At 27.0% G+C, this 19,579-nt stretch carries 19 protein-coding genes and 1 pseudogene; 4 read left to right on the forward strand and 16 right to left on the reverse strand.

The window, feature by feature from the left end; all coding sequences use genetic code 11:
- Together HMPREF2852_RS10290 and rpiB are read right to left on the reverse strand one after the other, a co-directional pair.
- Positions 1-126: hypothetical protein (locus HMPREF2852_RS10290; RefSeq protein ID WP_186821930.1), on the reverse strand; the 126-nt coding region annotated here is incomplete at its 3' end.
- Positions 126-569 carry a ribose 5-phosphate isomerase B gene (gene rpiB / locus HMPREF2852_RS06300; RefSeq protein WP_070606737.1) on the reverse strand — a complete coding sequence of 148 codons (444 nt, stop codon included), beginning with the start codon at positions 567-569 and terminating at the stop codon, positions 126-128. The genes HMPREF2852_RS10290 and rpiB, both read right to left, overlap by 1 nt.
- A 158-nt stretch (positions 570-727) precedes the next feature.
- Here rpiB and murC point away from each other — a divergent pair, with 158 nt between their 5' ends.
- The gene (murC, locus tag HMPREF2852_RS06305) at positions 728-2,119 is read left to right on the forward strand and encodes a UDP-N-acetylmuramate--L-alanine ligase (RefSeq protein WP_070606738.1); all 1,392 of its coding nucleotides are present in this window, start codon (positions 728-730) and stop codon (positions 2,117-2,119) included.
- An 18-nt stretch (positions 2,120-2,137) separates the two neighbouring features.
- Here murC and HMPREF2852_RS06310 read toward each other — a convergent pair whose 3' ends face one another.
- The 14 genes and pseudogenes from HMPREF2852_RS06310 to HMPREF2852_RS06375 all read right to left on the reverse strand — a co-directional run bounded on the left by HMPREF2852_RS06310 (position 2,138) and on the right by HMPREF2852_RS06375 (position 17,894).
- The gene (locus HMPREF2852_RS06310) at positions 2,138-2,365 is read right to left on the reverse strand and encodes an MBL fold metallo-hydrolase (RefSeq protein ID WP_261668195.1); all 228 of its coding nucleotides are present in this window, start codon (positions 2,363-2,365) and stop codon (positions 2,138-2,140) included.
- Positions 2,366-2,421: 56 nt separating this feature from the next.
- Positions 2,422-2,766, reverse strand: a complete 345-nt coding sequence (locus HMPREF2852_RS06315) for a type II toxin-antitoxin system PemK/MazF family toxin (protein WP_019117646.1) — start codon at positions 2,764-2,766, stop codon at positions 2,422-2,424.
- Positions 2,756-3,859 (reverse strand): alanine racemase, encoded by a 1,104-nt coding sequence (gene alr, locus HMPREF2852_RS06320; RefSeq protein WP_070607096.1) that lies wholly within the window; start codon positions 3,857-3,859, stop codon positions 2,756-2,758. Before alr ends, HMPREF2852_RS06315 begins: the two co-directional genes overlap by 11 nt.
- Positions 3,860-3,861: 2 nt before the next feature.
- Positions 3,862-5,049 carry an NAD(P)H-hydrate dehydratase gene (locus HMPREF2852_RS06325; protein WP_070606744.1) on the reverse strand — a complete coding sequence of 396 codons (1,188 nt, stop codon included), beginning with the start codon at positions 5,047-5,049 and terminating at the stop codon, positions 3,862-3,864.
- On the reverse strand, positions 5,046-6,326 hold the full coding sequence (locus tag HMPREF2852_RS06330) for an amidohydrolase (RefSeq protein WP_070606746.1): 1,281 nt from the start codon (positions 6,324-6,326) through the stop codon (positions 5,046-5,048). The genes HMPREF2852_RS06325 and HMPREF2852_RS06330 overlap by 4 nt, the downstream gene beginning before the upstream one ends.
- 30 nt (positions 6,327-6,356) lie before the next feature.
- Positions 6,357-7,778 carry an Asp-tRNA(Asn)/Glu-tRNA(Gln) amidotransferase subunit GatB gene (gatB, locus tag HMPREF2852_RS06335; protein WP_070606750.1) on the reverse strand — a complete coding sequence of 474 codons (1,422 nt, stop codon included), beginning with the start codon at positions 7,776-7,778 and terminating at the stop codon, positions 6,357-6,359.
- Positions 7,768-9,177, reverse strand: a complete 1,410-nt coding sequence (gene gatA / locus HMPREF2852_RS06340) for an Asp-tRNA(Asn)/Glu-tRNA(Gln) amidotransferase subunit GatA (protein ID WP_070606754.1) — start codon at positions 9,175-9,177, stop codon at positions 7,768-7,770. The genes gatB and gatA overlap by 11 nt, the downstream gene beginning before the upstream one ends.
- A gap of 9 nt (positions 9,178-9,186) precedes the next feature.
- On the reverse strand, positions 9,187-9,465 hold the full coding sequence (gene gatC / locus HMPREF2852_RS06345; RefSeq protein WP_070606757.1) for an Asp-tRNA(Asn)/Glu-tRNA(Gln) amidotransferase subunit GatC: 279 nt from the start codon (positions 9,463-9,465) through the stop codon (positions 9,187-9,189).
- Positions 9,466-11,471: pseudogene (gene ligA / locus HMPREF2852_RS06350) on the reverse strand (NAD-dependent DNA ligase LigA).
- A gap of 2 nt (positions 11,472-11,473) precedes the next feature.
- Positions 11,474-13,663 (reverse strand): ATP-dependent helicase, encoded by a 2,190-nt coding sequence (locus tag HMPREF2852_RS06355; RefSeq protein ID WP_070606760.1) that lies wholly within the window; start codon positions 13,661-13,663, stop codon positions 11,474-11,476.
- Positions 13,664-13,827: 164 nt separating this feature from the next.
- Positions 13,828-14,148, reverse strand: coding sequence for a YerC/YecD family TrpR-related protein (locus HMPREF2852_RS06360; protein WP_004838856.1), 321 nt, complete (start codon positions 14,146-14,148; stop codon positions 13,828-13,830).
- A 9-nt stretch (positions 14,149-14,157) separates the two neighbouring features.
- Positions 14,158-15,807 carry a formate--tetrahydrofolate ligase gene (locus tag HMPREF2852_RS06365; RefSeq protein WP_070606763.1) on the reverse strand — a complete coding sequence of 550 codons (1,650 nt, stop codon included), beginning with the start codon at positions 15,805-15,807 and terminating at the stop codon, positions 14,158-14,160.
- A 108-nt stretch (positions 15,808-15,915) separates the two neighbouring features.
- Positions 15,916-16,566, reverse strand: coding sequence for a type 1 glutamine amidotransferase (locus tag HMPREF2852_RS06370; protein WP_070606766.1), 651 nt, complete (start codon positions 16,564-16,566; stop codon positions 15,916-15,918).
- A complete protein-coding gene (locus tag HMPREF2852_RS06375; RefSeq protein WP_070606769.1) occupies positions 16,563-17,894 on the reverse strand; it encodes a Mur ligase family protein in 1,332 nt (443 codons plus the stop codon). The genes HMPREF2852_RS06370 and HMPREF2852_RS06375 overlap by 4 nt, the downstream gene beginning before the upstream one ends.
- Positions 17,895-18,607: 713 nt before the next feature.
- On the opposite strand from HMPREF2852_RS06375, the gene HMPREF2852_RS09820 reads away from it, so the two are divergent.
- The 3 genes from HMPREF2852_RS09820 (at position 18,608) to HMPREF2852_RS09825 (ending at position 19,307) form a co-directional block, all read left to right on the forward strand.
- On the forward strand, positions 18,608-18,754 hold the full coding sequence (locus tag HMPREF2852_RS09820; protein ID WP_186821931.1) for a hypothetical protein: 147 nt from the start codon (positions 18,608-18,610) through the stop codon (positions 18,752-18,754).
- A gap of 131 nt (positions 18,755-18,885) precedes the next feature.
- Entirely contained in the window at positions 18,886-19,071 is a 186-nt protein-coding gene (locus HMPREF2852_RS06380) for a hypothetical protein (protein ID WP_070606772.1), read from the forward strand.
- An 80-nt stretch (positions 19,072-19,151) separates the two neighbouring features.
- Entirely contained in the window at positions 19,152-19,307 is a 156-nt protein-coding gene (locus tag HMPREF2852_RS09825; protein ID WP_186821932.1) for a hypothetical protein, read from the forward strand.
- Positions 19,308-19,579 lie beyond the last annotated feature (272 nt).

A 19,579-nucleotide genomic window follows, 5' to 3' on the forward strand; every position in this document is an offset into this window, starting at 1 on the left:
CAAAACATAAGCCATAGGACTTGCTCCCATTGGAAGACCTGGATGGCCACTATTTGCTTTTTCAATTTGTGCTATTGATAAACATCTTATTGCATTTACTGCTTTTAAATCTTTTTTATCAAACATTAATTATTCTCCTCAATTTCTTTGATTTTATTTACTCTTTTAAGATGACGCCCGCCTTCAAATTCTGTTGTAGCAAAAATCTCTACAATCATTTTTGCAACTTCTGAGCCAATTACTCTTGAACCTATGCACAAAACATTACTATTATTGTGCGCTCTGGACATTTTTGCAGAATATGTCTCAGACACGCAAGCTGCTCTTATGCCTTTAAATTTATTGGCAGCAAGGCTCATTCCTATTCCTGTACCACAAATTAAAACAGCAAAATCAGCTTCTTTGTTTAAAACTTTTTCGCATGCAATTTTTGCAAAATCTGAATAATCACAAGATTCTTTTGTAAATGTTCCAACTTTTTCAACCTCGTGTCCAAGCTCTAAAAGTTTTTCTTTTACGCTATCAACTAGATCAATACCGCCATGATCATTTCCTATTATATATTTCATTAAAAACCTCTCTAACTATTTGCTTATAAATAAAGATTATCATTTTATGACTTTACTGTCAATTTAGTAAAAGTTGTTAGAATTATCAAATTAATGGTCTTTGTATAAATTTTATGGTATAATAGTTAGGCAAAAAATATAAAAACAAAGGAGCATCAATGTTCGAATTTAATATAAATGATTATAAATATAAAAATATACATATGATAGGAATTGGTGGAATTTCCATGAGTGGTATTGCTATTTTATTAAATAATAATGGCTATAAGGTTACAGGATCTGACATTTCAATTTCTGAAACAAGCAAACATTTAGATAAAAATGGAATTAAATATACAATTGGACAAAAAAAAGAAAATATTAAAAATCCAGATTTAGTTATATATACAGATGCAATCGCCGAAAATAATGAAGAATTAGTTGCAGCTAGAAAACTTGATATTCCTGTAGTAAGTCGTGGAGTTTTCTTGGGTGGTTTGATGAAAAACTACAAAAATTCTATTGCAGTTTCTGGTTCTCATGGAAAAAGTACAACAACAAGTATGATTTCAAAAATTCTTATGAATTCTACAAAAAATCCTACTATTTTATTGGGTGGAGATCTTGATGAAATCGAAGGAAATGTTCATGTTGGCGATAAGGATATATTAGTTACAGAAGCTTGTGAATATAAAGGAAATATAAGATATTATTACCCTTCAATTGGAATAATTTTAAATATTGACGAAGATCATCTTGATTATTATAAAGACATAAATGACATAGTTGAAACTTTTAAATTTTACTTGAGAAATCAAAGTAAAGATTCAAAAACAATTTTGAATTTAAATGAAGAAAATAATAAATTAGTTATAGATGCAGTTCAAGGAGAATTGATTACCTATGGACAAGATAATCCTGATGCTGATTATAATGCTACAAATATAAGTTTTGATGAAAGTGGTAAGCCTAGATTTGATTTGATAATGAAAAATGGAGATGTTGAACATTTCGAGCTAGCAATTCTTGGAAGACATAATATAAATAATGCTTGTGCATCAATCATTGCTACTTTAGAAAGTGGTGTTGACATAAAAACGATCAAAAAAAATATTCAAGCCTACACTGGTCTTGAAAGAAGAATGCAATTAATAGGAAATGTTAATGATTGCAATATTATTTTAGATTATGGTCACCATCCTTCAGAAATTCAAGTTAATTTAAATGCCTTGGCTGAACACACAAAAGGAAGACTTATTTGTGTATGGCAACCTCATACTTACACTAGGACTAAGAGATTATTTAATGAATTTGTTAAATGTTTTGATGAAGCTGATGAAGTTATAATTACTGATATTTTTGCAGCACGTGAACCATTTGATCCAAGTATATCTAGTAAAGATGTAGTTGATGCTCTAATTAAAACTGGAAAAAGTGCAAAATATATTCCTACATTTAAAAAGGTAAAAGAATACTTATTGTCTGATATTAAAAAAGATGATCAAGTTATAGTTACAGGCAGCGGAGATTCAGATCGTTTAGCTAGAATGATAGCAGGTGTTAGTGAATAAAAGAAATTAAAAAGCAAGTTAAAGAAAATTCTTAATTAAAAGATTTTCTTTAACTTGCTTTTTTTTATGATTTTTATTTTTAATATAAGTATAATAATATCTACTATTAGACCTATTTCCCCCATCTATTAATAGACTTTTGTCCTTTGTTTTTACTAAAACTGAATTTCCTTGACCTACGTCTATATAAGTAATTTCTAATTCATCTAAATTTGTATATGTATTTTCTTTTTTGTTAACAAGCAAAAAAATTAAAATTGCTGACAGGAATACTATTAATAAGTTTTTAAAACTTATTTTCATTAATCTATTCCCACAGATATGGCAATTGCCGCATCAATTTTTAACATTACCGACTTATCAAAAGAACCTAATTTATCTCTTAGCCTTCTTTTATCGATTGTTCTCAGTTGTTCAAGAAGAGCAACGCTATTTTTTGGCAAACCAAATTGATTTGCACTTAAAGACACATGGGTTGGCAATTTTGATTTTTTTAATTGACTTGTAACAGGAACTACTATAATTGTTGGAGAATATTTATTTCCCATATCATTTTGCACAACAATTACAGGTCTTACTCCACCCTGTTCGCTACCTACAACAGGAGAAAGATCTGCATAAAATAAATCTCCTCTTTTAACTTTCATTATTTTCTCCTATAAATTTAGAATTGCATTTATAAATCCTAGGAACTCTTTTTGAAATTGAAGTCATTAATTCATAAGGGATTGTATTAATTTTTTTTGCCTCTTTGTAAATATCTGGATAAATTATAATATAATCTCCTATTTTACAATCAATATCACTTACATCAATCATCATTTGATCCATACAAACTCTTCCAACAACTCTTGCTAGTTTTCCATTTACTAAAACTTCTCCTATATTTGAAAATGCTCTTTTAAATCCATCTGCATAACCTATTGTAACTGTAGCAACTTTCATATCCTTACTAGTAGTAAAGCTTCTGCCATAAGAAATGCTTGTTCCTTTTTTTACATTTTTTACAAAAGAAATTTGTGCTTTAAATTCAAAAGCTTGTTCTAATTTAATTTTTGAAATTTCTTTTATATAATCAGATGGATAAACGCCATACAAAGAAATCCCCACCCTCAACAAGTCTGATTTAAAATCATATTCCATTGATGCAGCAGAATTTGCAATATGAACTAAATTCAAATCAAAATCATCTTTGATTTTGTCTATTATGTATATGAATTTTTTATATTGTTCATTTGTATATGTTAAATCTTTCTCATCAGCTGTTGCAAAATGAGAAAAAGCTCCTATGAAATTTAAATTTTCAAGCTCTTTTAATTTTTTTATTTTTTCTATTTCAAAATCTCTAAATCCAATTCTTGTATGTCCTGTATCAAGCCCAATATGACAATTTATTTTTGAATTTAATTTACTATTTATTTCTTTAGCATAATCTAAATCATAAATTACTACATCAATATTTAATTTGCCACATTCATTATATTTATCTATAGGCAAATATCCTAATATTAAAATAGGAGTTTTAATTCCCTTATCTCTTAAATATTTTGCCTCTTTAAATTGAGCTACAGCTATGTAATCTATGTAATTTTTTATGTAATCTGCAACTTCTAAAGAACCTAGCCCATAAGCATCAGCCTTTAAAACTGCACAAAATTTTGAATTTTGAGATTTTTCTTTTATTGATTTGATGTTATTTAATATTTTGTCTAAATCAACTAATAAATAATTTTCTTCCATCATTAACACCTCATTAATTTGTAGGCTTTTGGTAAATTTTTTATAATATCACTAGCAATTAGTGAATCTTGAGAATTTTCTAAAGAATAAATATCTCCAGCAAGCCCATGAATGTAAACAGACAAAACCGCCGCATCATACGGTTTCATAATAGCTAAATTTGAAAGTAAAATTCCTGTCAAAACATCTCCGCTACCAGCTGTCGCCATTCCATTATTTCCAGATTCATTTATGTAAATATTTACGCCATCTGTAACAATTGTATTTTTTCCTTTCAAAACCAAAACAATATTATGTTTTTTTGCAAATTCAAAAGAAACTTTTACCCTATTATTTTTTATATAAGATAAAGGCAAATTTGAAATTCTAGAAAATTCCATTTCATGTGGAGTTAAAACAATATTTTCTTTCTTATCTATTATTTCAATATTATCTTTCAAAGCATTTAGTCCATCTGCATCAATTAATAGATTTTTATCATAATTTTGGATTATTTTTTCTATTAATTTATAAAGATTATTTCCCTCGCCCATACCAGGACCAATTCCTATTGCATCTTTATTTTTTATTAGTGATAAAATTTTATTGCTTATTTTTTCTGAATAATAAAAATAATCACAATCCACCTCATTTATTATACTTTCTGTAGATTTTATTTGTAAAATATCAGAAATAGATGAAGGACAAATAATATAAGAAAGACCACATCCCGAACGTAAAGATGCACAAGATGACAAATAAACAGAACCAGCCATTCCTTTTTGTCCACCAATTATTGCAACTTTTCCAAAATCTCCCTTGTGTCCATCTTTTGGTCTATCTTTTAATAATTTTTTTACAGATTTATTTATTTCAATATAATTTTCTTTCTTGAAACAAATTGCAATAGCATAATTTCCGTCATGGCTTATACTCAAATTTAATTGTGCTTTATTTTTATCAATAAAAACAATAGGTTTATTATCTATATGTTTGATTTCTATTTTTTTTCTCAATATGTAGGCTAGATTAAAACCACAAGCCTTAATAATAGCTTCTTTTGCTGCAAAAATTCCAGCAAAAGTTTGTAATGAATTTTTCTTTTTTTTAGAATAATGAATTTCATTATCAGTAAATATTTTACTCTCAAAATCTTTTTTTTCTAATTTTTCTTTAAATTTTTCAATATTTACTATGTCAATTCCTATCATTTTCTATTCCTCAATTTTTGAAATGATTCTTCTGCATTTTTAATTATTTCTTTCTCATTTAAATAAACAAATTTTTTATTATCATACACAAGATCACCATTAATTATTACATAAGAAACATCTTTATCAAAAGTTGAATAAGGCAAGGATGAAATCAAATTATTTTGTGGTGTATGGTTAGGATTATTTAAATCAATTAAAATAATATCTGCAAGTTTTCCTTCTTCCAAAGTTCCAATTTTATCATCAAGTCCCAATGCCTTCGCCCCATTTATTGTAGCCATTTTTAAAACATCATAAGCTTTTAAATTTTGAGGATTTTTATATTTTGACACAAGTGATGCTAAAGAAATTTCTTTTATCATTGATAAATTATTATTGCTTGCAGATGAATCTGTACCCATAGCTAAATTTATTTTCTTATTAATCACTCTTGTACAATCTAAAAATCCCGATGAAAGTTTCAAATTACTTGAAGGATTGTGAACTACACTAACATCATATTTTGATAAAATACCTAAATCTTTATCTGATAAATAAACTCCATGAGCTGCTATTGTTTTATTTTCAAAAATTCCACATTCTTCAAAGACTTCAGTTGGACTTTGATTAAATCTTTTCATACAATCTGTGTTTTCTGTTTTTGTTTCAGATAAATGAATATGAACTGGCATCTTATATTTTTTTGCGTATTTATTTATTTCTTTTAGATAATTTTTATCTGTTGTGTAAACCGCGTGAGGTCCAAAAGCTATATTTATTCTTCCATCTTGAGAATTTTCATATTTTTTAAAAAGATCAATATTTTCTTTTATTTTTGTACAGTCTTTATCTTCAAGAGTAAGTCCTCTTGAAATTTGCGCTCGCATTTTTGATTTTTCTAGGGCTTTTATAGTTTGATCTTCAAAATAATACATGTCTGCAAAACTTGTTGTTCCTGTCATAATCATTTCAGCTTGAGATAAGAGTGAGGCCCAATAAACATCTTCTGCAATTAATTTATCTTCCAAAGGCCAAATTTTTTCATTTAGCCAAGTCATTAATTCAACATCATCGCTAAAATTTCTAAATAAACTCATCCCAACATGGGTGTGAGCATTTACAAAACCAGGCATTGCAAGATAATTTTTGCCATCTATTTTTTTATCATAAGAAAAATCAATTTTATCACTTGTAATCTTTTTTATTTTTTCATTTTCTATATAAATATTTCCATTTTTTATTACTTCCCCATCAACCATTGTGAGGATTTTTACATTTTCTATAAGTATATTCATAATAAATAAGAGTAGCTAAAAAGCTTACTCTTATAACTCTCCTATTCTTTCTTTTAATAAGATATTTATTTGTTGTGGATTAGCCTTTCCTTTAGTTTTTTTCATACATTGACCAACTAAAAATCCAAAAGCTCTATCTTTACCATTTTTTATGTCTTCAATTGATTGAGAATTTTCGCTTAAGACTTCTTTAACTACATCTTCTAAGAAATTTTCATCATTAATTTGAAGAAGATTTCTATCTTTAGCAAGTTTTTCTGGATCTTCATTTGATTCAAAAATTTCTCTTAATAATTTTTTTCCAACATTATTGTTAATTTTATTAGACAAAACTAAATTTATTAATTTAGAGAAATTTTCTACAGATAAATTCATTTGATCTGCTTCAATTTCACTTTCATTTAGCCTTCTTGAAAGCTCACTTAGTATCCAATTTGAAACTTCCTTAGGATTTTTTACCAAATCATTTGTTTTTTCAAATAAATTTGCAAGATTTCTATCGTTTGACAAAAGTTTTGCATCATATTCTGAAAGCTTATATTCTTTCATATATCTTTTTGCTTTTGCTTCAGGCAATTCTGGTAAATTTTCTTTTATTTCATTAATAAATTCTTTGCTAAGCTCAATTCTTGGTATATCTGCTTCTATAGAAAATCTATAATCATTAGCAGTTTCTTTAGTTCTCATAGAAATTGTAGTTTGAGAATCGTCATCCCATCTTCTGGTTTCTTTTACTGATTTTTTTCCTTCTTCAAGCATTTTTTTATGTCTATCAGTTTCAAATAAAAGAGCATCTTCGATTGCTTTTATTGAATTTAGATTTTTAATCTCAGATATTGCTGTTTTTTCTCCATTATCAAGATTTTCTAAATTTATGTTTACATCACAACGCATTTGACCTTCTGCCATTATGCAATCTGAAACTTCCAAAAATCTCAAAGTTTGAGATAATTTTTCTACAAATTCTCTAGCTTGCTTAGCAGATTTTAAATCTGGTTCTGTAACAATTTCGATTAGAGGAAGTCCTGCTCTGTTATAATCCATTAGGGTGTTATTACTTTCATCGTGATTAGATTTTGCTGTATCTTCTTCCATGTGAATAGAATTTAGTCTAATTTCATCTCCATCACTTAAAATAATATGTCCACCAACAGCATAAGGCTCGTCTTGTTGGGTTATTTGGTATCCCTTTACAAGGTCTGGATAAAAATATTTTTTTCTATCCATTTTCATTGATTCTCTTATTTCACAATCTAGGGCAAGACCTGCTTTTATAGCATATCTTACAGCTTCTTTATTAATTAAAGGTAATGTTCCTGGGTGTCCTAAGCAAATTGGACAAGTGTTTGTGTTTGGAACGGCTCCAAATTCGTTTTTACAGGAACAAAACATTTTGGTTTTTGTAGATAATTCGACGTGAATTTCTAATCCTATAATAGTTCTAGTTTTCATTTATTTTCCTTTCGAAAGTTTCGCAAGCATTTATTATATCTTTATCCTTAAATCTATCTCCAATAATTTGAATACTTCCAGATATTCCATCTCTAACTGGAATAGAAATTCCGCAAGAACCTGTTAGATTTACACAAACATTAAATATATCTGAAGAAAAATCTTTAAGCGGATTATCTGTATAAACTCCTAATTTAGAAGGTAAATCTACAGTTGTTGGAGTAATGAATAAATCATGATTTTCAAAAATATTCTTAAACTCTTCTATGATTAATGTTCTTAATTTTAAACCTTGTTTATAAATTTTTTGATCATCTTCACTTGATAAATACATAGTTCCAAGTGCAATTCTTCTTTGAACATTTTCTCCAAAACCTTCAGACCTATTTTTTATAAATAATTCTTCAACATTCTTATACTCATCAGTTTGGTGACCATATCTAATTCCATCAAATCTTGAAAGATTGCTTGATACTTCAGAGCTCATTACAACATTATAAACTTCGTTTGCGTATTTAGAATATTTTAAATCTATTGGACAAATTTCTGCACCCAATTCTTTTAAAATATTTATTGCATAATTGTAATCATCTTCTACTTCTTTATCTAAATTATAAATATTAGCTTCATTTTTTATAACCGCAATTTTTTTACCAGAAAAATTAAAATTTTCTTTTTCAAAATTATAAAAATCTAGGCAAGAAGTCATATCTAACTTATCAGGCGATTGACTTGCATTAGCAATTATTCTTAAATCTTCTACATTTTTTGCAAATAATGAAACTTGATCTAAGCTGTTTGCCATAGAAACAACACCATACCTACTCATAAGTGAATATGTAGGTTTATAACCAATGATGCTACAATAACTTGCAGGTTGTCTTACTGACCCACCTGTATCAGTTCCAAGAGAAACTAAAACATCTCCTTTTGCAACACTAACGGCAGAGCCTGATGAAGAACCACCTGGAATTAAACTTTCATCTAAAGGATTTTTTATTGGGCCAAAATATGAAGTTTCTCCAGAGCCTCCCATTGCAAACTCATCCATATTCGTTTTTGCAATAATAATAGCATCTTCTTTTAATAGATTTTCTACAACAGTTGCATTATAAACTGGCTCGAAATCTTCTAACATTTTTGATGCACAAGTTAATTTCATATTTTTATACGAAATATTATCTTTTACACTTACAGGAATTCCAAATAAAGTTCCAATTTTTTCGCCTTTATTTAATTTTTCATCTAAATATTTTGCCCTATCCAAGCTATCTTGTTCATTAAAAGAAATATAAGCATTTAAATTATCATTTTTAATTTTTTCTAATACATTTTTTGTATTTTCATAGACTGAAATTTCTTTATTTATAAATTTATCTATAGTATTTTTAATATCCATAATAGCTCCTTATAATTTCCAATTCAATCTAAAATAACCATATTCTGTATCTTTTGCATTTTTTAGAGCCTCTTGTCTATCTAATGATTTTCCTTCAATATCTTCTCTTAATACAGCATTATGATTATCTAACATTTCAGTCATTTTTACATCTTCACAATCCACATCAAAAATATGGTCAATAAAATCTAAAATTTTATTATATTTATCAGAAATTATATCAATATCTTGATTTGATAAATCAAGATTTGCTAATTTATAAATTCTTATAACTTCATTTTTGTCCATTTATTCCTCCTCTAAATTTTTTAAAAATTCAAATAATTCTTGATTTTCTAAAATTTTTACACCCAATTTTTCTGCTTTTTCTTTTTTACTTCCAGGTTTTTCGCCACACAAAACCAAATCAGTATTTTTTGATACTGAAGAAGTAACATCTCCATTGTTTTCTATAATTAAATTTTTAATATCATTTCTTTTGTAATTTTCTATTGTACCAGTTATAACAATTTTCATTCCATCAAGTGAATTAGATTTTTCGCTAGTGTCAATAGCTTTTATTTTAATTCCTTTAGACAATAAAATATCTAATGATTTTTTGATATTAGGGTCGTTGAAAAAATCAACTATGTCCTCTGCCGTTTTTTCCCCTATATCTTCAATCTCGATTAAGTCCTCTTGCTTACTTTCTCTAAGTTTATCAAAACTTTTATATTTTTCTGCCAAATCTCTTGCAGTTTTTATCCCTACATTTGGAATTCCAATTGCATGGATAAAATGATTTAATTCACAAGATTTGCTATTTTCAATGGCATTTAATAAATTATTGGTCTTTTTTTCTTTAAAAGATTCCAAATTAATCAAATCTTCATAAGTAATATCATAAAGGTCATAGATTTCTTTAATGCCTAATTTATTTATAAATAATTCAATGGTTTTTTCAGACAAACCTTCTATATCCATTGCATCTCTTGATGCAAAATGTACCATTCTAGCTTTTAATTGAGGAGTACATGAAATTGAATTTGGACAAAATATATGAACATTCCCTTCAATTAATTCACTGTGACAATAAGGACATTTATCCGGTTTTTCTATTTCTTTTGTGTTTTCTTGATTTTCATCAACAACTCCCAAAATTTCAGGAATTACATCATTTGATCTTCTAATAAAAACTTTTGAACCAATTTTTACTTTTTTTCTTAAAATATCATCGTAATTATTAAGGGTGGCTCTTTGAACAGTCACTCCAGAAAAGTCAACTGGTTCAAGGATTGCTGACGGTGTAACTTTTCCTGATCGACCTACATTCCACACAACATCTAATAAAGTTGTTGTGTATTCTTCTGGATCATATTTATAAGCAATAGACCATCTTGGAAATTTATTAGTATATCCTAAAACTTCTTGAGTTTTTACATCATTAACCTTAATTACAACACCATCTGTCAAAACATCAATATGATGTCTTTCTTCTTTTATAAAATCAATTTCTTTTACTATATCATCAAATTTTTTTATTACTTTTTTATAAGGATAAACTGGAAGTTTTTGTTCTTTTAAAAATTCTAATTTTTCTTCTTCAGTTTTAAAATCAAGACTATTTGTTGAAATTTGATAAAAATAAGCTTTTAAATTTCTTTTTTTTGTTTGACTTGTATCAAGATTTCTTATTGCGCCTGCCGCAGCATTTCTTGCATTTTTTAAAGGTATTTCATTTTCTTCATTATATTTTTTAAGACTAGACAAGGGCATTACAGCTTCTCCTTGAATTTCTAATAATGATTTTTCTTTTATTTTTGTTGGAATGGTCGGAATAGTTAAAACTTGTTTGGTTACATCTTCTCCTTCTATACCATTTCCTCTTGTAGCTGCAGTTTTTAATAATCCATCTTCATAAGTTAAATTAATGGTTAAACCGTCAAACTTATATTCTGTAATAAATTCTAATTCTTCTAATTTATCTTCATGGGTTTTACTATATTGGTCTCGTAATTTTTTAGTTCTTATAAGCCAATCTTTTAATTGAGTTATATTTTGCGATTTATCTTGGGAATATAACCTTGTAATATGAAAATGCTTTTCAAACTTATCTAATATTGCTCCACCAACTCTTTGGGTTGGAGAAAATTCATTTACATAACCTGTCTTTTTTCTAGATTTAAAAGCTCATCATACAACTTGTCATATTCTCCATCTGAAACTATTGGATTATCTAAGGTATAATAGTGATAATTTAATTCATTTATTTTATCTATTAATTCATCTATTTTAATTTTATCTATATTATCCATTTTTAAATCCTCTTAATTGGAGCATAATCTTGGTTTAGCTTTTTTAATCCTTTTTTATCAAAAGCTACAACAAGCTCATTGCCATCGTCTGATTTTTTCACTTGAACTATCATTCCCTCGCCCCATTTGGTGTGAATAATTTTATCTCCAATTTGAAAATCTTCTTTTGATGATTCTTTTACAGTATTTTTCTTTAGAACACTCTCTCTTGCCTTATCTCTCATATAAGCTTCATTGCTTTTCATTTTTACATAAGGAGAGTAGGCAGGAGTTTTATCTTGGTCAATTTTTTTGATTAGAGATTTCACTTCATTTAAAAATCTTGAAGGCTTATAATATACAGCCTGACCAAATTGCCTTCTAATTTCTGCGCTTGAAAGATATAATTTTTCCATTGCTCTTGTTATTGCAACATAGCAAAGTCTTCTTTCTTCTTCAATATTTCCCTCATCTATAGATCTTTTTGATGGGAATAATCCCTCATCCATTCCAACAACAAAACAAACTTTAAATTCAAGTCCTTTGGCTGAATGAATCGTCATAAGAGAAATAGCATCATCACTATTTTCAGTTTTATCAAGATCTGATAAAAGAGATAAATTTTCTAAATAATCATAGATATTATCTTCCGGATTATTTGACTGATATTCTGCTGCTGAGGAAATAAATTCATTTAAATTATCAATCCTTGACCTATTTTCTACAGAATAAGATTCTTCCAAAGCTTTTATGTATCCACTTTTATCAAGTATTTCTTCTATCAATTCCACAATGTCATAATCTTTATAATTGTCAAAAATTTCTGCTAATGGCTTATAAAATTTTTCACAAGAACTTTTTAATTTTGTAGAAAGATTTGAAAACAAAGACGGATCACAAACAAGTTCTGTTAAAGAAAATCCTAATTTATTAGCTTCTTTTTCTAATTTTTCTACAGTTTTATCGCCTATTCCTTTTTTTGGTTCATTTATTATTCTTTTTAAACTAATATCATCTTTTGGATTTACTAAAATTTTTAGGTAAGAAACTAGGTCTTTTATTTCTTTTCTATCATAGAATTTAAGTCCCCCAACAACCTTATAATCAAGTAAATTTTTCATAAGATATTCTTCAAAAATCCTTGATTGAGCATTCATCCTATATAAAATCGCCATATCTTTTAGCTTATATCCATCATTTAACAAGGAATTTATTTCATCTATAACAAATTTTCCCTCTTCGGATTCTACAGAAGATTTTTTATACAAAACTTCTGAACCATCATTTTTTGATGTCCAAAGATTTTTTTCTTTTCTTTCGTTATTATTTTTGATTAGTTTATTTGCAACATTAATAATATTAGAAGTTGACCTATAATTTTCTTCAAGTTTTATAGTCTTTGCATCCTTAAAGTCTTTTTCAAAGTCCAAAATATTATTAATATCAGCTCCCCTAAAACTATAAATTGATTGGTCTGCATCTCCAACAACTCTAACGTTATTGTGAGCTTTTCCAATAAATTTAATAAACTCATATTGGCTTTTGTTAGTATCTTGGTATTCATCTACAAAAAGATATTCAAATTTATCTTGATAGAATTTCAAAGTATTTGAATCTTCAGCAAATAATTCCAAAGTTTTTAAAATCAAATCATCAAAATCTAAAGAATTGTATTCAAATTTTTTCTTTTCATAATTTTTATAAATATTATAATATTCTTCTTGCTTTGCATAAAAAGTATTAATATTTAAAAATTCTTTTGGACTAATTGATTTATTTTTACAATAGCTTATAAGGTTTAAAGCCTCTTTTGGGCTAATATCATCTTTATAATTTAAATCATTAATAATTTCTTTTACTAATGTTTTTTGATCATTTGTATCGTATATAGTGAAATTATTGTCATATCCTATTTTATTTATATTCATCCTAAGTATTCTTGCACAAATAGAATGAAAAGTACCAATCCATAAGTGAGAAACATCCTCATCTAACAGATCTGATATTCTTTCTTTCATTTCATTGGCAGCCTTATTTGTAAAAGTTATAGCTAAAATATTAACTGGATTTACATTTTTTTCTTTTATTAAATAAGCAATGCTTGTTGTTAATACTCTAGTTTTTCCACTCCCAGCTCCTGCAACAACAAGCAAGGGACCTTTGTCGTGTAAAACTGCCTCTTTTTGTTTATCATTTAAATTAGATAAGTCCATTTTTCACATCCTTTCATCCTAATAATTATACCACAAGAAACAAAGTAATCTAAAGCATAAAAATTTTATAAAAAAATAAATTAATCAGATCAAAGACAATTTTAAAATAAAAAAACGAATCTATCAAATTGATAAATTCGTCTTAATTTCTAAATTTTTTTAATTTATTTTTTATTTTTTTCTTCTTTTAAATTATTTTCAATTAATTTTTCCAAAACTAAATCATATCCATCAGTTCCATAGTGAAGTGATCTATTTACTCTAGAAATTGTTGCTGTTGATGCTCCAGTTTGTTCTTCTATTTCACTATAAGTTTTTCTGATTTTTAATAATTTTGCAACTTGTAGTCTTTGAGAAATTGATTGAAGTTCTCTTGCTGTGCAAGCATCTTCAAAGAAATCGTAGCATTCATCTCTATTTTTTAACATTAAAATAGCATCAAAAAATTCATCTAATTCTTTACTTTGTAATTTTGAATCTGTCATATTTATCTCCTAAAATAATCCCATGATATTACCATCATCATCAATATCTATATCGTATGCTACTGGTCTTTTTGGAAGACCTGGCATTGTTAAAATATTTTGAGTTAGGGCTACTATAAAGCCTGCACCTTGATTTAATCTAATATCATTTATAGTAATCTCATATTCGCTATCTGGATTTAAATTTGTTGGATCATCTGATAAGGAATATTGAGTTTTAGCAATACATATTGGTAATTTATCAGAATTTAAATTGTTAATTCTTTTAATTTCATTTAAAGCTTTTTTAGAATATTTTACTCCACTAGCCCTATAAATTTCTTTTGCTATGATTTCAATTTTTTCTTCAATAGGTAATTTTTCATCATATAAAACTTTAAAATCATTTTCGTTTTTACTTTTTTCTATGATATAATCACAAATTTCAAGACAACCTTCAGAACCTTTGTGGTAAACATCACATTCAAATGCTTTAAGTGATAAGTTTTCTACGAGATTTTTTAGAGTTTCTAATTCTTTATTTGTATCTTGATCAAATTTATTTATAGCTACAACGATATTTTTTGAAAATTTCTTTAGATTTTCAAGATGAATTCTTAAATTATCAAATCCTTTTTTTAGACTTTCAATATTTTCTTCATCAATTTTTTTCAAATCTTGTCCACCATGATATTTTAATGCTCTTATTGTAGCTACAACAACTGTCATATTTGGTTTTAGTCCAGCTTGTCTACATTTAATATCATAGAATTTTTCAGCTCCAAGGTCTGCACCGAATCCTGCTTCTGTTACAGCGAAATCCGCCAAAGATAGTGCAGTTTTTGTAGCAATAATTGAATTACAACCATGAGCTATATTTGCAAATGGCCCACCATGAATGATTGCTGGTGTGTTTTCTAAAGTTTGACATAAATTTGGTTTTAATGCATCTTTCATTAATACACAAACAGGACCTGTTGCTTTTATATCGTCAACCGTTACAGCATTGCCATCTGTGTCATAAGCTACTATCATTTTTGCAACTTTTTTCTTAAAATCGTAAAGATCATTACTTAGACAAAATACTGCCATCATTTCTGTTGCAACAGTTATATCAAACCCATCTTGTCTTGTAACTCCATCAGTTTTTTTGCCCAAACCTACAACAACTTCTCTAAGAGCTCTGTCGTTTAAGTCAACGCATCTTTTCCATAAAATATTATTTAGATCAATATTTTTTTCATTTCCTTGGTAGATATGATTGTCAATCATAGCAGCTACTAAATTAACTGCGCTTGTTATTGCATGAAAATCTCCTGTAAAATGAAGATTTATATCTTCCATAGGAATAACTTGAGAATATCCTGCTCCACAAGCTCCTCCTTTAATTCCAAAAGAAGGTCCCAAAGATGGCTCTCTAAGAACTGAAATAGATTTTTTGCCCAATTTATTTAATCCCATAGATAAGGCAACATTCATAGTAGTTTTTCCCTCACCAAAAGGTGTTGGAGAAATTGCTGTTACTAAAACAAGTTTTGAATCTTTTTTTTCATCAAAGCATGGATTAATTTTGGCTTTGTATTTGCCATATTTTTCATAATCACTAATTTCAAGATAATTTGCTATTTCTTCAATATCTTTTATCTTTGCTTCTCTAGCAATCTCAATATCTTTTTTCATTTAAACTCCTATAATTATAATTACAATACGTTTTGCTTTTCATGTATATTATATCAACTTATTACATTCAGTGCAATAGTCGATTAAAGCGAATTAAAATTTATTTATTTATCTTTTGTTACTCTCTATAATCTTAATGAATGTATTTGCCAAATTTTCATTTCTAGCAAGAAGTGGTCCGTGTAAATAAGATGCAAAACTATTTTTATATCTAAACCCTTCTGTTAAATCCTCACCATTGTTTCCATTGCCTGATACAACACTTGCAAAAGCTTTGTTTTTATCATTTAAAATAGTTATCCCACCGTGGTTTTCGAAACCATGATAAATTTGTCCATTTTGCAAATCTTTAATTTCAATATTTCCAACAAATCTATTTCCATTTTCTTGGTTTTTTGTATAATAATCAAATATTTTTAAGCCTTCAATTTTATTATTGTAAGCATCAAAATAGTATTGTCCCATTAATTGATAGCCACCACAAATTGCCAAAAATAAGCCGTTATTTTCAATATATTTTATTAAATTTTCTTTTTTACTTTCCAAATCTTTTTCTACAATTGATTGCTCATAATCTTGTCCTCCGCCAAAAAAAACAAAATCATATTTTCTATAATCAAATTCATCTTTTAAACTTACTACTTCAATATTTACTTCGTGACCTTTTTTTTGAGCAAAATATTTTAAAGCCATAATATTTCCTACATCACCATAAGTATTTAATAAATTTCCATATAGATGACAAATATTTATAATCATTTAAGTTTTAGTACCTCCCTGAGTCTTAGCATAGCTGTGTAAGTAGAAAGTATATAAATTTTTTCTGTTGGTTCATTTTTTATATTATCAAAAATTTCATTTTCATAGTCTATTTCTACGATTTCTCCACCATAAATATCAGCTATTTCAAGTCTTCTTTTCATATCAGTTTTTCTAGTTCCTGAAACTTTTATGCTTTTAATATTTAATTTTTTAAGTTTTTCATAATAAGAATCATATATCCAAGAAACGTCAGTTCCATCAGCGTAGTTATCATTTAACAAACAATATAAACTAATTGGCTCTTTTTCTAATAGCATTAGATTAATAATTTGATTTAAGCCTGTAGGATTTTTGACAAGATTTATTATCACTTCTTTATTTTCAATCTTAATTATTTCTTGTCTACCAAATACGTGTTCTTGAAATTTTAAGCCTTCATAGATTTTTTCATAAGGGATTTCCAATTCTTTAGCAAGAGCTATTGCACTTAAAGCATTATAAATATTATAAAATCCTCCAATTTGAGTTTCATAAATTTCTCCATTTACTTTAAATTTTGAAAAATTTGCATCCATAGAAATAATCTCTCCAATATTATAAGATAATTTAGGAGAATGAAAATCACATTCTGGACAAGAAAAATCTCCCAAAGAAGAATAATTAACTAATTTATATTTTAAAATAGAATTACATTTTGGACATAAAATTCCATCACTATTAAATTCCGCCTCAAGATTATAAGAATTGGATTTTTTATCATCTTCTCTTATTCCATAATAAATAGGCTCATATTTTTTTAGCTCATCGTATGAAAAAATTGGCAAATCTCCATTGGCAATTATTTTTACATCACTACATTTGCCAAGTCCATCCATAATTTTTTTATAAACATTATAAATTTCTCCAAACCTATCCATTTGGTCTCTAAAAATATTGGTTAAAATAACATAATCTGGTTTTAAAAATTTACTTATCCTAACAAGATTAGCTTCATCTACCTCCAAGATCGCAAGTGCATTTTCATTTTTAGGAATATCCAACAAAACTGTTATTATACCTTGAATCATATTAGAACCAGAATCATTTGTAAAAACATTTTTATAGTGCTTTCTTAAAATATTTGTAACAAAATGAGTTGTCATAGTTTTCCCATTAGTACCAGTCACAAAAATAAATTTGGTATTTTCGCTTAAAGCATCCAAAATATTATTATCTAAATTATAAGCGATTTTCCCTGGCAAGCTTGTAGCTTTATGATTTGTAAGTTTTAGTAAAAATTTACTAAATTTTGCAATTTTAATAATTAATTTATCTTTTATATTCATAAAAAAATTATACACCATCATAATGATAAATTGCAATATTACATTACAAGCATTGATTTTCAAAGGTTTATGAAAAAACCATATTCATAAAATATAACAGAATATAATGGTCTTTGTGACGGTTGTGTGACGGAAATAAAATCACTTAATTTTATAAGATTAATAATTTACGATTTAAGAAAAATTAAAATTTAAGATAACCTAAAGTATGCTATATGCATTATAACGCTTATATTATTTACCACACGAATGATATGAGCGTTTTTATTTGCTAGTGATTAACCCCTAACTTAAATTTAGATCTCAAACTTGGAAATAGTTGCCCCGAACCGTTCCTATATACATAATAATAGAAATCACAGGTGGGGGGTATTTTATTTTTTTCACAATCTCCCCCACTTTATTTTTTTTTAAGTTTTATCTTTTTATTTATTTTAATTAAATTATTTTATTTATTTTATTATCTTTATTACTTATATTAATATAATACTTATATGCTTATTACCTTTATATATTAAATAAATACTTATTACATTTATCTTTATATTATTATTTTATTTAAATACTTATCTTTATTATCTATATAAGCTCCACCTAATCCGCCACCATTAGCAAAAGAAATATAATATATAAAGATGATAATAAAAAAAATACTTGACTTATGTGTAACCATAAGTTATAATAATAAATGAAAGGAGGATAAAAAAAAGAATATGGCAAGAGAAAGGAACGAACTAGAAGAATTGACAAGGCTTGAATTTTTAGGCTTTTTATTATCTATAAAAGAGTTATTAGATAACGATAAAATAAAAGAAGTTAAAAAGCTAATTGATGAGCTAATAAAAGAAGCTAAAAAATAAGCACAAAAAAAAGACAGGGTAAAAGCTAAATAAGTACCCTATCTTTACAAGAATGTAACTAATACCTTGGTAGGTTCTTGCCCCTACCTTGGTAAAATTAATATACCTTAATATAAAAGAAAGGGCAAGAAATGAATGATAAAAAGAAAATGGGAAGACCAACAGACGACCCAAAAAAATACCAAACTAGAATCCGAATGACAGAAGAAGAAAAACAGACTCTTGAATTTTGTGCTGATAAATTAAACAAAACTAAAACCGATATAATTAATATGGGAGTTAAAAAAGTTTTTGAAGAAATAAATAAAAAAGCTTGACTTATGCACTTGCATAATGTATAATATAATTACAATAAGAAATAAAGCTTATTGAATCAGGCAAGAGAAAGGAGAAACATATGGAAGATATGGGAATGACTGACAAGCAATTTAACGGTTTTTTAAGGCAACTAATAAAAAATTTAAAAACAGCCAACGAAAACAAAAACGAAGAAGAAAAAACTAAAGAAATAAAAGAAATAATCGAAGATTTACAAAAGACAATCGAAGACTAAAAAAGACCCCTTTAAAAGAGGTCGACCAAAAATTAAACGGTAGGTCTTGCCCCCTACCCTTTAATTAATTATATATAAAAGGCAAGAGAAAGGCAAGGAAAAAATTATTAATAAAAAATTAGGTAGACCACCAAAAAATAAAAGTACAAGAAACAATCAAATTACTTTAAGACTTACGAAAGAAGAAAAAGATTTGATTGGAAAAGTATCAGAACGCTTAAAACTTAGCCGAACAGATACAATAATAAAAGCAATAAAAGAATTAGAAAAAA

The sequence above is a fragment of the Anaerococcus sp. HMSC065G05 genome (assembly GCF_001812365.1).
GTDB classification, from domain to species: Bacteria; Bacillota; Clostridia; order Tissierellales; family Peptoniphilaceae; genus Anaerococcus; species Anaerococcus vaginalis.

What these genes read in the sequence shown, in the direction of transcription:
- alr (WP_070607096.1), bottom strand. Translation starts at nt 3,859, where the DNA reads ATGGAAGAAAATTATTTATTAGTTGATTTAGACAAAATATTAAATAAC.
- HMPREF2852_RS06375 (WP_070606769.1), bottom strand. Translation starts at nt 17,894, where the DNA reads ATGAATATAAAAGATAAATTAATTATTAAAATTGCAAAATTTAGTAAA.
- gatB (WP_070606750.1), bottom strand. Translation starts at nt 7,778, where the DNA reads ATGAAAACTAGAACTATTATAGGATTAGAAATTCACGTCGAATTATCT.
- HMPREF2852_RS06330 (WP_070606746.1), bottom strand. Translation starts at nt 6,326, where the DNA reads ATGAATATACTTATAGAAAATGTAAAAATCCTCACAATGGTTGATGGG.
- HMPREF2852_RS06370 (WP_070606766.1), bottom strand. Translation starts at nt 16,566, where the DNA reads ATGATTATAAATATTTGTCATCTATATGGAAATTTATTAAATACTTAT.
- gatC (WP_070606757.1), bottom strand. Translation starts at nt 9,465, where the DNA reads ATGGACAAAAATGAAGTTATAAGAATTTATAAATTAGCAAATCTTGAT.
- HMPREF2852_RS06365 (WP_070606763.1), bottom strand. Translation starts at nt 15,807, where the DNA reads ATGAAAAAAGATATTGAGATTGCTAGAGAAGCAAAGATAAAAGATATT.
- rpiB (WP_070606737.1), bottom strand. Translation starts at nt 569, where the DNA reads ATGAAATATATAATAGGAAATGATCATGGCGGTATTGATCTAGTTGAT.
- HMPREF2852_RS06355 (WP_070606760.1), bottom strand. Translation starts at nt 13,663, where the DNA reads ATGGACTTATCTAATTTAAATGATAAACAAAAAGAGGCAGTTTTACAC.
- HMPREF2852_RS09825 (WP_186821932.1), top strand. Translation starts at nt 19,152, where the DNA reads ATGGAAGATATGGGAATGACTGACAAGCAATTTAACGGTTTTTTAAGG.
- murC (WP_070606738.1), top strand. Translation starts at nt 728, where the DNA reads ATGTTCGAATTTAATATAAATGATTATAAATATAAAAATATACATATG.
- HMPREF2852_RS06325 (WP_070606744.1), bottom strand. Translation starts at nt 5,049, where the DNA reads ATGATAGGAATTGACATAGTAAATATTGAAAAATTTAAAGAAAAATTA.
- gatA (WP_070606754.1), bottom strand. Translation starts at nt 9,177, where the DNA reads ATGGATATTAAAAATACTATAGATAAATTTATAAATAAAGAAATTTCA.
- HMPREF2852_RS06315 (WP_019117646.1), bottom strand. Translation starts at nt 2,766, where the DNA reads ATGAAAGTTAAAAGAGGAGATTTATTTTATGCAGATCTTTCTCCTGTT.
- HMPREF2852_RS06360 (WP_004838856.1), bottom strand. Translation starts at nt 14,148, where the DNA reads ATGACAGATTCAAAATTACAAAGTAAAGAATTAGATGAATTTTTTGAT.
- HMPREF2852_RS09820 (WP_186821931.1), top strand. Translation starts at nt 18,608, where the DNA reads ATGGCAAGAGAAAGGAACGAACTAGAAGAATTGACAAGGCTTGAATTT.
- HMPREF2852_RS06380 (WP_070606772.1), top strand. Translation starts at nt 18,886, where the DNA reads ATGAATGATAAAAAGAAAATGGGAAGACCAACAGACGACCCAAAAAAA.